A 12,076-nucleotide genomic window follows, 5' to 3' on the forward strand; every position below is an offset into this window, starting at 1 on the left:
CGGCGTCGGCGCGGTTTCTAGGGGTGACCGCGACAGCGATCCGCTATTGCGTGTAGTAGTATTCGCCGTCGCGCTTCTGCTGTTTGTCCTTCTGCGACCCGGGTTTGTTGATGCGCGGCCGCCCGATGTTCTCGTCGCGGCGGAACGTGATGTCGAGGTTCGCGAGGAACTCGTTCATGCCGTCGCGCATCCCGAGCGGTGTGCTCGCGTGGCCGTGCTGGGCGGGTTCGCCGTCGAAGACGAGCAGGCGATCGGAGAGGAGGTCGATCGTGTAGATGTCGTGGTCGATGACCATGACGCTCGTCTCGTGGTTCTCCGCGTAGCGCCGGATGGCGCGCGCCGCGAGGACGCGCTGCTCGACGTCGAGGTGCGCGCTCGGCTCGTCGAGGAGGTAGAGATCGGCGTCGCGCGAGAGCGTCGCGGCGATGGCGACGCGCTGGCGCTCCCCGCCGGAGAGATCCGTGAGGTTCTGCTCCATGATGCGCCCGAGCTGGAGGGGATCCGCGATCTCCGTCTCCCAGTACGAGGTGCCGAAGTCGTCCGTGATCGAGGAGAGGAACGCGTCGACGCGCATGTGCTGGTCGACCTCGACGTACTGGGGCTTGTACGCGATGTCGAGCGAGAGGTCGAGCTCGCCGCCGTCGGGCGTGAGGCGCCCCGCGAGGAGCTTCGCGAACGTCGACTTCCCGATGCCGTTCGGGCCGACGATTCCCAGCACCTCGTTGCGGTTGATCTCGCCGGCCTCGACGTCGAGCGTGAAGCCACCGTCGCCGTCCCCGTACGTCTTCGACATCCCGGGGTATTCGACGAGCGTCTCGGAGCGCGAGGACATGCGCGGGGCGTGCTCCTCGAACTCGATCGTCTCCGGCCGGATCCGCATGTTCTCGTTGTCGAGATAGCCCTTCAGGTACTCGTTGATGCCGTTTCGCGTCGACTTCGGGGGCGTGATGACCCCGTACGCCGATGGTTCACCGTACGCGACGTGGACGCTATCGGCGAGCAGGTCGAGGACCGCGAGGTCGTGCTCGACGACGAGCATCGCCCGATCGTCGTCCGCGAGCTCGCGCACGAGGCGCGCCGCCGTGACGCGCTGGTCGATGTCGAGATAGGGCGTGAGTTCGTCGAGGAAGTAGAAGTCCGCGTCCCGCGCGAGCGTCGCGGCGAGCGCGACGCGCTGGAGTTCCCCCCCGGAGAGCGTGTCGATGTCGCTGTCGAGGACGGGTTCGATCGAGAGTCGTTCGGCGAGTTCGTCGACGACGCCGCGCTCGTCCGCGGATTCGAGGAGCGCGCGCGTGTTCCCGTCGAACGAGGCCGGGATCTGATCGACGTACTGGGGCTTGCGCGCGACCTCGATGTCCCCGTCGCGAACGCCCTTCAGGAACGGCTGGAGTTCCGTGCCGCCGAACTCGTCGATGACGGCGTCCCAGCCCGGCGGCTCGTCGAAGTTCCCGAGGTTCGGCGTGATCTCGCCCGCGAGCGCCTTGATCGCCGTGGACTTCCCGATACCGTTCGGCCCGAGGATGCCCGTCACCTTCCCCTTCTCGGGGATCGGGAGACCGTAGAGCGCGAAGGAGTTCTCGCCGTAGCGGTGCGTCGGCTCGTCCCCCAGCTCTTGGGGGAGGTTGATGATCTCGATCGCGTCGAAGGGGCACTTCTCGACGCAGATCCCGCAGGTCTCGCCCAGACAGATCTCCTCCGAGATCTGGATCTGGTCGGGACCACCCGTGTCGGCGTCCTCGCCGCGCTGGGTGATACACTCCTTGCCCGTGCGGTTCGGCGGGCAGAAGTTCGAGCACTCGTAGTTGCACCGATCGGGCTGGCACCGATCGAGGTCGACGACCGCGATGCTGTCCTCAGCCATCGTTACGCGGAGAGGAGGAGGCCCCAAGTAACGAACCAGAGCGCGAAGGACATGAAGGCGGTGTAGAGGTGGTCCTTCGTCGAGAAGCCCTCGACGTCGACGCCGAGGATGCGGACGATCCCGAGGTTCAGCACCAACGCCGCGACCAGCGGCGCCACCCCGATCCGGTCCGTCGCACCCGACGCGACGACGTTCGAGACGAGCCCGGCCGCGACCCCGGTGAGACACGCCACCGTCGTCACGGTGACGCCGCGCCGGTGTGCGGCCTGCTTGTCGAGTGTCTCGGTCATACGCTCCATCGGCGGGCGAGGTGCAAAAGGGGTTCGCTTGCCACGCCTCGCCGCTCCGCACTCGCCTTCAACCCTCCGACGCGACGTCGCGCACGGCGGGCGCAGAGATCGAGGGCCTGCGGCCCGCGCTACTCACGGGTCGTCCCTCCCTCTCCGATCGCTCCCGGTCGCTTTTCGCGGGATCTTCGATCCCGCGCTACTCCCGAACGACCGTGATCAGCAACTCCCGATCGATGGCGCGCTCCAGTTCCTCCGCGATGGCGGACCCCCGGGAGATCTGGATCTCGCCGCCGCGGCCGACCGTCGCCGTGCAGAGGTACTCGCCGTCCGCGCGGACCTCGACGGTCTCGCCCGGACTCGCCTCCGTCACGGGGATGACGATATGCTGGGAGGTGACCTCGGGCGTGACGACCTCGCCGCCCGTCTCGCCGGCGCTCGTCGCGCTCGCGTCCCCGCTTCCGCCCTCGCCCGGCGCGCCCGCGTGCTCGGGCCTGTCTTCGACGTCCGGCGTCGATGGTGAGGCCGAGACGGTTCTCGATGTCCTGAATGCGCCCGCCGCCCTTCCCGATGACGTGGCTGATGTCGTCCTCGGTGACGTAGACGACGGCCTGATTGCCGCTTCGGAGTTCGACCTCGACCGGCCCGCGCGTCGCCGAGCGCACCTCGCGCTCGATCTCGTTCTTCGCGAGTTTGTCCACGCCGGACTCGCTCGGACCGCCCTCGCCCTCGAGCGGGACGGTGACGACCTGTCGGTTGAACGTGTAGATCTCGTAGGCGGGGGTCTTCGTCTCGAAGTCACGGACCTGAATGACGGGCCGCGCGAGGTCCTCCTCCATGAGGCCCTCGGGGACCTTGACCTCGGTCGTGACGTCGTAGACGGTGTCGACGTCCCCGGCTTCGATGAAGACGACCGTGTCGACGATCTGCGGGATCATGCCGAGTTCGACGCGCCCGACGAGACGCTGGAGGGCGTCGATGGGGCGCGTCGCGTGGACGACGCCGACCATGCCGACGCCCGCGAGGCGCATGTCGCTGAAGACCTCGAAGTCGTCGGTCTTGCGCACCTCGTCGTAGATGGTGTAGTCGGGGCGCACCATGAGGAGCGAGTCGGCGGTCTTCTCCATCGACCCGCCGAGTTCCGTGTACTGCGTGATCTCCTCTTCGACCTGCAGGTCGCGGGGCTTCTCCATCGTCTTCACGACGTAGCCGTTGTCGTCGAGGAACTCCGCGACGGCCTGCGCGAACGTGGACTTCCCGGCGCCCGGCGCGCCGGCGATGAGGACGCCACGGTCGCGCTCCAAGAGGCGCTCCTTGAGGTCCTCCTCGTGCTCGTAGTCCGCCATCGTCGTCTTGACGATGGGACGCACGGCGGTGATCTCGAAGCCGTCCGAGAACGGCGGCGTCGCGATCGCGATCCGTATGTCGCGCACCTGCGCGATGGTCATCCCCTCCTCGGAGAGTTCGATGAAGGCGTCGTCGCTGCGCTTCGCGGTGTCGCGGATCTCGCTCGCGTACTCCTTCAGCGTCTCCGCGTCGAGCGGCGTCCCACCGATCTCCTGATAGGTGATGTTCCCGATCTCGCCGCGTTTGGCCATCGGGACGACGCCGTCCTTCAAGTGGACGGACATCGTCTGCTCGTCGAAATAGTCCTCGATTGCGAGCGCCTCGACCTCCCTGTTCTCGGGTTCGAGGTACTCGACGTCGAGTCCCTTCGCCTGCGCGACCTCGGCCTGCACGATATCGCTCGTGACGAACGTCGCGTCGTGCTCGCTCGCGATGTCGCGGATGATGGCGTCGATGGCGCCCGCGGCGGCGCGTCCGATCTCCGCCTCCGTCGCGCGCTCGCCGACGTACTCGATGTCGATCTCACCCTCGTCCGCGAGATCGGCCAGTCGCTGAAGCTCCGAGAGCCCGTCCCAGCCGATCTCTCGCCCGTTGTTCGCCTGCGCTTCGATTTCGCCGACGACGGCTTCCGGCACGTAGACGGTGGCCCCGGCGTACTCGCCGCTCTCCACGCGTCGGGAGATGCGGCCGTCGATGACCACACTCGTGTCCGGGACGATGTTCATGCCCGCGTCTACTGGCCGGTGGCGGATAAGGGTGTTCAAGGCCCTTCTGTCCGCGGGGCGTCGGCCCGCGGCACCCGATCTTTTCCCCTCGGACCTCCGTGACCCGACATGGACGAACGCGAACTCGCGACGCTGACGCGCGACCTCGTCTCGATCCCCTCACACGAGGACGAGACCGCGGTCGGCGATCGGATCGAGGACTGGCTCCGCGAGCACACCGACGCCGCGGTCGAGCGCGACGACGCCCCGAACGGCGGCAACGTCATCGCGCGCCGCGACGCGAACGACGGCGACGCGTCGCTCGCGCTCGTCGGCCACCACGACGTCGTGCCGCCCGCGGACGCCCAACTCGGGGACGACGGCACCTATCGGGTCCGGGAGGCCGACGGCAGACTCCGCGGGCGCGGCACCGCGGACATGACGGGCGCGCTCGCCGCGATGCTCCTCGCGTTCCGCGACGTCGACCCCGCCCGCGACCTCGTCTTCGCGTCGTTCGTCGGCGAGGAGCGGGGCGGGGTCGGCGCCCGCCACGCCATCGAACGCGGGTTCGCGCCCGACCACGCCGTCGTCGGCGAGGGATCGACGGGCTACTCCGCACCGGGCACCGTGGACGTCGCGGTCGCGCACAAGGGTCGGCGTGCCAGCACCCTCCGCGCGTCGGGCGCGGCGGCGCACGCGAGCGAACCCGAGAAGGGCGAGAACGCGGTCTATCGCGCCTGCGACGCCGTCGACGTCGTCCGCGATCTCGACGCGCCCGAGACCGAGGTGCTGGGTCACCACCTCGCGGGGAGTCTCGCCGTCACCGGGATCGACGGCGGCGACGCGTGGAACGTCGTCCCCGATACCTGCGAGGTGACGATCGACGAGCGGACCGTGCCGGGCGAGCGCGCCGCCCTCGAACGCGCGGCGGGGATCGAGGGCGTCGCGTGGGACGTCGAGCAGGACCTCCCGCCGATGGCGTGCGACGACGCCGATTTCGCGGACGCCGCGCTCGCCGCCGTCGCGGGCGCGCAGGACGCGGCTCCGAAGCGCGTCGTGAAGCCCCACGCGACCGACGCCGGGTGGCTCGCGGACGCCGGGACGACGTGCGTCGTCTGCGGGCCGGCCGAACCCGGGGAGGCCCACACCGGTACGGAAAGCGTCTCGCTCTCCGCCCTCGAACGCTGTCGCGACGCCTACGCGGCGCTCGCCGAGCGCTGGCTTTGAGACGCGACGGGTGGCTTCTTGTGGTCGCGCGTCCCTCCCACTCGTATGTCGAACCACCGCGAGGACGCGCCGGAAGCCTACACCGCGCTGCTCGATCAGTACGAACGCGTCACCGCGCTCGGCGGGGCGCAGGGCGTGCTCTCTTGGGACCAACAGGTGATGATGCCCGACGGGGGGAACCCCGCGCGCTCGAAACAGCTCTCCGTGGCCTCCGGTCTCAGCCACGACCTGCTGACCGACGACGTCGTCGGTGACGCGCTCGCCGACCTCGAAACGGCCGATCTCACCGTCGAGCAGGACGCGGTCGTCCGCGAGATCGAACGCCAGTACGTCCGCGCCGAGCGCGTCCCCCGCGATCTCGTCGAGGAGATCTCGCAGACGTCGAGCGAGGCCCTGCAGGCGTGGGAGGAGGCCCGCGAGACCGACGACTTCGAGACGTTCGCGCCGTATCTCGACGAACTCGTCGACCTCAAACGCGAGTACGCCGAGCACATCGACGATGAGCGGGACCCCTACGCGGTGCTCTTCGAGGACTACGAGCCGTACCTCGACCTCGAAACCGCCGAGCGCGTCCTCGATCGCCTGCGCGAGGAACTCGTGCCGCTGATCGAGGCCGTGGAGGACTCCGACGCGACCTCGCCGCGCCCTTCGCGGGTGACACGTTCGACCCGGAGGCGCAGGAGGCCTCCTCCCGCGACGTCCTCGACGCCGTCGGCTTCGACTGGGACCGCGGGCGCTCGACACCTCGACGCACCCCTTCACGTCGGGCAATCAGTTCGACACGCGCATCACGACGCGTTTCAGCGAGGAGGAACCCCTCGACTCGATGATGAGCACCGTCCACGAGTTCGGCCACGCGCGCTACAACCTCGGGCTCGCTCGCGAGGAGTACGGCACGCCGCTCGGCGAGGCTCGCGACCTCACCGTCCACGAGTCACAGTCGCGCCTCTGGGAGAACCACGTCGGGCGCTCGCGAGCGTTCTGGGAGCGCTTCACGCCGACGCTCGCCGAGCACTTTTCGTCGCTCGACGACGCCACGCCCCGCGACCTCTACGAGGCCGCGAACCGCGTCTACCCGGACAATCTCATCCGCGTCGAGGCGGACGAACTCACCTACCACATGCACATCGTCCTCCGCTTCGAGATCGAGCGCGACCTCATCGCGGGCGACCTCGACGTCTCCGAGGTGCCCGCGGTCTGGAACGAGAAGATGGAGTCCTACCTCGGCGTCCGGCCCGAGAGCGACGCGAGGGGTGTTTGCAGGACATCCACTGGAGCCACGGTAACTTCGGCTACTTCCCGACGTACTCGCTCGGGAGCGTCCTCGCCGCGCAGTTGTACGCGCACGCCGAGTCGGATATCGACGATCTCGACGCGTCGATCCGCGAGGGGGACTTCGATCCCCTCGGCGACTGGCTCGCGGAGAACGTCCACCGCCACGGCTGTCGGTACACGACGCCCGACCTGATCGAGGAGGCGACCGGCGAAGCGTTCAGCGCCGACCACTTCGTCGATCACGTCCGCGCGAAGTTCGGCGAGCTGTACGACCTCTGACGCGACGAGCGGGATCGGGGGCCGTGGGACGGACCACCACAAAGACTATATCGTTGGTGTGGCATACCGTACCATGTATGTCGAGTGCACGGGATACCGATTCGGTTCTGGACGAGTTCCTCGAGAACAACGGCCACGACGTCGAGGGCTGGGACCGAAGCTATAACAAGAAACAGTGTCCCGACTGCGGCGGTCTCCACGAGACGGCGGCCCGCAAGTGTCGCGTCTGCGGCTGGTCGCCCTAACGGCCGCCCGACCCGCCGCCCTTCCCTTCAGTCGTCGCTCGCGTTCCCTTCTTCCACCCGCCGCGCCCCGCGTTCGCGCGCACGCTCCACGAACGCCTCCGGGAGTTCGTCGATCTCGCCCGCCTGCACCCCCCAGAGGTTCGCGTAGAGACCGTCCTCGGCGAGTAGTTCCTCGTGGGTGCCGCGTTCGACGACGCGGCCGTCCTCCAGCACGAGGATCGTGTCCGCGTCCTTCACCGTCGAGAGCCGGTGCGCGATGGTGAACGTCGTCCGATCCGCCGTGAGGTCGTCCAGCGAGCGCTGGATCAGCATCTCCGTCTCCGTGTCGACGTCCGAGGTGGCCTCGTCGAGGATCATGATCTCGGGATCCTTCAGGACCGCGCGCGCGATGTCGATGCGCTGGCGCTGCCCGCCGGAGAGCTTCACGCCCCGCTCGCCCACCATCGTGTCGTACCCCTCCGGGAGGTTCGTGATGAACTCGTGGGCCTGTGCGGCCTTCGCCGCCGCGACGACGTCCTCGTGATCGGCGTCGAAGGTGCCGTATCGGATGTTCTCCGCGACGGTGCCGTAGAAGAGGAAGGTGTCCTGCGAGACGTAGCCGATCGCCTGCCGGAGACTCGACAGCGTCACCCCACCGACGTCCTGCCCGTCGATGCGGATCGCCCCCGAATCCGGGTCGTACATCCGCAGGAGGAGCTTGAGCACCGTGGACTTCCCGGCGCCCGTCGGGCCGACGAGCGCGAGCGTCTCGCCGCCGTCGACGTCGAAGGAGACGTCCTCGATGATGGGTTCGTCGTCGTAGCCGAACGTCACGTCGTCGTAGACGACCTCGCCCTCCTCGACGGCGAGTTCCTCCGCGTCCGGGTTCTCCGCGACGCGCGATGGTTCGTCCATCAGCCCGAAGATGCGCTCGCTCGCCGCGCGGGCGCGCTGATACATGTTGATGATCTGTCCGAACTGCGCCATCGGCCAGATGAACTGCTGGCTCAACTGGATGAAGACGACGAACGCGCCGACGGAGAGCGTCCCCGACAGCCCGAGGGGCGCGCCGACCGCCACCCAGTACGCGCCGACGAGGAACGTCAGGACGAACCCGAGTCCCGAGATGACGCGCAGCGCGGGGAAGAACTTGATGCGGACCGTCACCGCCCCCCAGTTCGCGTCGAAGTAGTCCCGCGACGCCTCCTCGACGCGCTCGTCCTCGTAGTCCTCCGTGTTCGACGTCTTGATGACCTGAATGCCGCCGAGGTTGTTCTCCAGACGCGAGTTCAACTGCCCGACCGAGGAGCGCACGTCCGCGTACTTCGGCTGGATGCGCTTCACGAACCAGTACGTGAAGAGCGCGATGATCGGCACCGGCAGCAGCGTCAGGATCGCCAGCCGCCAGTTGTAGGAGAAGAGGACGACTGCGACGCCGAGCACCATCACCGTCAGCCGGAGCGCCGAGTTCAGTCCATCGTTCAAGAAGCGCTCCAGCCGATTCACGTCGTTCGAGAGGACGGACATCATCTCGCCCGTCTGCTTCTCGGCGAAGAAGGACATGTTCAGGCGCTGCATCTTCTCGTACGTGTCCGTGCGCACCGCGTGCTGGACGTGCTGGCTGTACGCGTTCCACCCCCAGTTGCGCACCCAGTGACACCCCGCGCCGAGGACGAACGATCCCGCGACGATGCCCGCCGCGACGAGCACCTCCTCGCTCGTCGTCCATCCCGCGCGTAGCGACGTCGGGAGGAACCCGAGGAACGTCCCGTTCTCCCGGAGGATCGTGTCGATGGCGTACCCGAGCATCACCGGCGGGATGAGATCGAGGAGGCGCGCGAAGACAGACGCGACGACGCCGAGCGCGAACTGCGCCCGGAACTCCCCGCCGTACTCCACGAAGAGCCGCCACATCGCGTTCGTGGACGCGTCCCGGACGTCCTCGAACGGGTCGTCCTCTCCTTGTTGACTCATTCGGTGACGCTACGCGACGAGCGCGAAAAAGGGTTTTAGCTTCCGACGTCCCCGCCGCGACCGTACTCGATCGTCACCCGATCGCCCGCGTCGATCCCGTGGCGCGTCGTCCACCCGTACGGCACCTCAAGCACCCACCGCGCCCGGCCCGTGTACTCCCGATACGGCGGCTCCTCCGTCGGCGCGTGGTGGATCTTCGTGATCCGGCCGTCGCTCCCGACGAAGACCATGTCGAGCGGATAGCGCATATCGCGCATCACGTACGCCCGCGCCCCCTCGCTCTCGTAGACGAACCACATTCCGGTCCCGTTCGCGAGCGACTCCGTGCCCGACAGCCCGCGGTAGCGCTCGGTTGCCGAGTCGGCCACGCGCGCGTGCACGACCCCGATCGTCGTCCCGTTCGCCTCTGACACCGTCACCGTCGCGTGCTCGTGACCCGTCGATCCCGTGAACGCCCACGCGCCGACCGCGACGAGCGCGACGGCGAGCAGGAGCGCCACGCCCGTCGTCAGCCGTCGCGTCCGCGCATCCATGTCGCGACGAAGCCCGCGACGCCGCCTAAGCCTTCCGTCGGCGGGGCGTCGAAGGGAAACCGTTTTGCCGCGCGTTCCCCACTCACGACGTGCGGGTTCGTGGTCTAGTGGTCATGACGTCTCCCTTACAAGGAGAAGGTCGGTGGTTCGAATCCGCCCGAACCCACTGTTTCTGTCGCGAGCGATGCGAGCGACGAAACCGTGCGTGAAGGATTCGAGCCCAGCGAGCCGCAGCGTGAACTGAGTGAGCGACCGTCTCGCGATGGTTCGAATCCGCCCGAACCCACTTCTGCCGAATCGACGAATCGTGCCGGAGGCACGCGTGTCGTCGTGAGGCGAAGCGGTCGCGGATTCGAATCAGGGAGGTCGCGCGCGGTGATCGCGAGCACGTCCGACCGTGGTTCGAACTCGCTCCGGCCTTTCGAACGACTTCTCGCGAGTGAACCGGCGACCGTCACGCGAGGCCATCGGCCGAGCGTGACTCAGCGAGAGCGAAGATCGCACTCTATGCCGGCTCTCCGTGCCACTCGGTCGCCGGACGCTTGTGCGGTCTTCACTCCCCCTGTCGCCGCACAACCGTCCAGCCGATCGGCGGGACGGGGTGCCGCGACGTCTCGCGCGTTTCGTAACCCTTTTTTCCGCGCTCGTCCTCGGATAGTGTGCACGCCGCCTTAGCTCAGACTGGGAGAGCACTCGACTGAAGATCGAGCTGTCCCCGGTTCAAATCCGGGAGGCGGCATTTTCCTGCGATCGAAAGGAGCAGTGGAAATGCTCCCGAGCGGATTCTGAAACCGCTACCCGAGGAGCGACGGCGCTCGTCCCTCCATCCGCGTCCGCCTACTCGGTGCTGCACTGTTCGGTCTCCCGATCCTGAGGCCGTTCGTCTTTGGGGGGTCGTGTTGCCTCCGGTTCGCGGCGCCGGGATCTCGCGCCTCGGCACGAGCAGCGAGGAGGCGAAGGCCGGACCGAGGGGCACCGCGATTTCTGTCGCGAACGTGTTCGGCTGTCGTCGCGATGAGACCCACGGAGGAAGCGCGTGATGTGTCGGTGAGCGCGCCGGTCCCGAACGCCGGTCGACGCTGCCCACCGTTCGTCGACGTGCCCGATCGCCGTCGCGCCGCCGACTCGGCCGGACGCGATGTCGGCCGCGGTGATCGACACCGATTCGTCCGATACGTGCGGTGACGAGACCGAACGCTGCGGAAACGCTGATGCATCCCGAACCCGGAAGGGTTATCCGTGGGGAGGTGTTCGGTACAAAGGCAATGGCGAAAGGCGTAGTTGACTTCTTCAACGACACGGGCGGTTACGGTTTCATCGAGACTGACGACGCGGACGAGGACGTCTTCTTCCACATGGAAGACGTCGGCGGCCCCGACCTGGAAGAAGGTCAGGAGGTCGAGTTCGACATCGAGGAGGCCGAGAAGGGCCCCCGCGCGACGAACCTCACCCGCCTGTAGATCGTTGGAGAACGCCGCCGTCACGGCGGCATCGCGGTAACGGTTTTCGACTCCCGGAAGCGCTGACGGTTGCGGTGTGAGCGAGTCCGGTCACTTATCTTCCCACGAGAGCGATGCGTCCCGACCGGACCCTGCTCTCAGTTCTTCGATCCGCTGAGCGATCGCGCCGTCACTCGACGCGCCACTGCTCGCCGAGTTCCCCGAGTTCGGCCCGCGGGTCGCCGACGAGATCGCGGAGCGCGGGCTCGTGGAGGGCGTAGCGTCGCTCGCGGTCTCGAACGACGAGATCGCGTCCGCGGAGTTCGACGAGGAGCGTGTGGAGCGCCTCCATCGGCGCGTCCGTCGCGTCGGCGAGCGTCCGCACCGACCGCGGCGCTTCGGCGAGGCGTTCGTAGACCGCGTTCGCCGTCGCTTCGTTGCACTGCGAGGCTCGCCGCGCCGCGTCGAGGCGGGCGCGAACCGCGGGATCGTCCAGCAGAGCGGGAGAGCCGACCGGTGTCGGGTCGCTCTCGGCCGCGTCGCGCTCGCCGCTCGCGTCTCTCCGCCGTGCTCCCGCGTCATCCGTCGCGTCCGCGTCGCGCTCGCCGCTCGCGTCGTCTCCGTCTCTCTTCCCCGTCGCTCGCTCCCGCGTCGCACGCTCGCGTTCCGACGAGCGCTGGAGGCGATCGAGGACGTCACCGATCCGCTCCGTCGGCTCGATGCGCCCGCCATCTCCGGCCGCGTTCGCCTCCGCTCCTGCCGTCGCGTCGGCCGATCCGTCGGTCCCCAGCTCGGCGAGCTGTGCTTCGAAATCCGGTACCGTCGCGTCCCCGTCCTCCTCGCTGTCGCTCGCGTCGGTGTCGTCGGCGGCGATATCGGCGCGCGCCGCGGGGTCGCCGTTCGCTCCGTCGTCGCGCTCGGCGGCG

General features: G+C 68.2%; 7 protein-coding genes, 2 tRNA genes and 3 pseudogenes. 6 read left to right on the forward strand and 6 right to left on the reverse strand.

The features are described from left to right. Positions 1 to 43: 43 nt before the first annotated feature. The 3 genes and pseudogenes from AOZ13_RS11415 to AOZ13_RS11425 form a co-directional block, all read right to left on the reverse strand. Entirely contained in the window at positions 44 to 1,861 is a 1,818-nt protein-coding gene (locus AOZ13_RS11415; RefSeq protein WP_020222176.1) for a ribosome biogenesis/translation initiation ATPase RLI, read from the reverse strand. Between the two features lie 2 nt (positions 1,862 to 1,863). Continuing rightward, positions 1,864 to 2,151, reverse strand: coding sequence for an EMC6-like membrane protein (locus AOZ13_RS11420; RefSeq protein ID WP_020222177.1), 288 nt, complete (start codon positions 2,149 to 2,151; stop codon positions 1,864 to 1,866). 196 nt (positions 2,152 to 2,347) lie between these two features. Further along, a pseudogene (locus AOZ13_RS11425) lies at positions 2,348 to 4,220 on the reverse strand (ATPase, T2SS/T4P/T4SS family). A gap of 108 nt (positions 4,221 to 4,328) precedes the next feature. Here AOZ13_RS11425 and AOZ13_RS11430 point away from each other — a divergent pair. From AOZ13_RS11430 to AOZ13_RS14550, 3 genes and pseudogenes are all read left to right on the forward strand, one after another. After that, complete coding sequence (locus AOZ13_RS11430) at positions 4,329 to 5,426, forward strand: M20 family metallopeptidase (RefSeq protein ID WP_021780640.1); 1,098 nt, start codon at positions 4,329 to 4,331, stop codon at positions 5,424 to 5,426. Positions 5,427 to 5,471: 45 nt separating this feature from the next. After that, positions 5,472 to 6,980, forward strand: a pseudogene (locus AOZ13_RS11435) (carboxypeptidase M32). Between the two features lie 77 nt (positions 6,981 to 7,057). Continuing rightward, a complete protein-coding gene (locus tag AOZ13_RS14550) occupies positions 7,058 to 7,225 on the forward strand; it encodes an HVO_0416 family zinc finger protein (protein WP_020222290.1) in 168 nt (55 codons plus the stop codon). 27 nt (positions 7,226 to 7,252) lie between these two features. On the opposite strand, the gene AOZ13_RS11440 is transcribed toward AOZ13_RS14550, so the two are convergent. Both AOZ13_RS11440 and AOZ13_RS11445 read right to left on the reverse strand, forming a co-directional pair. Beyond that, on the reverse strand, positions 7,253 to 9,118 hold the full coding sequence (locus AOZ13_RS11440; protein ID WP_449404303.1) for an ABC transporter ATP-binding protein: 1,866 nt from the start codon (positions 9,116 to 9,118) through the stop codon (positions 7,253 to 7,255). Between the two features lie 95 nt (positions 9,119 to 9,213). Continuing rightward, complete coding sequence (locus AOZ13_RS11445) at positions 9,214 to 9,711, reverse strand: DUF192 domain-containing protein (protein ID WP_020222292.1); 498 nt, start codon at positions 9,709 to 9,711, stop codon at positions 9,214 to 9,216. Positions 9,712 to 9,804: 93 nt separating this feature from the next. Between AOZ13_RS11445 and AOZ13_RS11450 the strand changes: the two genes are divergently transcribed. The 3 genes from AOZ13_RS11450 (at position 9,805) to AOZ13_RS11460 (ending at position 11,171) form a co-directional block, all read left to right on the forward strand. Next, positions 9,805 to 9,877: transfer RNA gene (locus tag AOZ13_RS11450), tRNA-Val, on the forward strand. A 499-nt stretch (positions 9,878 to 10,376) separates the two neighbouring features. Beyond that, positions 10,377 to 10,450 (forward strand) — tRNA-Phe (locus AOZ13_RS11455). A gap of 526 nt (positions 10,451 to 10,976) precedes the next feature. Next, entirely contained in the window at positions 10,977 to 11,171 is a 195-nt protein-coding gene (locus AOZ13_RS11460; protein WP_021780643.1) for a cold-shock protein, read from the forward strand. 169 nt (positions 11,172 to 11,340) lie between these two features. On the opposite strand, the pseudogene AOZ13_RS14255 reads toward AOZ13_RS11460, so the two are convergent. After that, positions 11,341 to 12,076: pseudogene (locus AOZ13_RS14255) on the reverse strand (hypothetical protein); the annotation flags it as partial.

It is taken from the genome of Halarchaeum acidiphilum MH1-52-1 (assembly GCF_000474235.1).
GTDB classification, from domain to species: domain Archaea; phylum Halobacteriota; class Halobacteria; order Halobacteriales; family Halobacteriaceae; genus Halarchaeum; species Halarchaeum acidiphilum.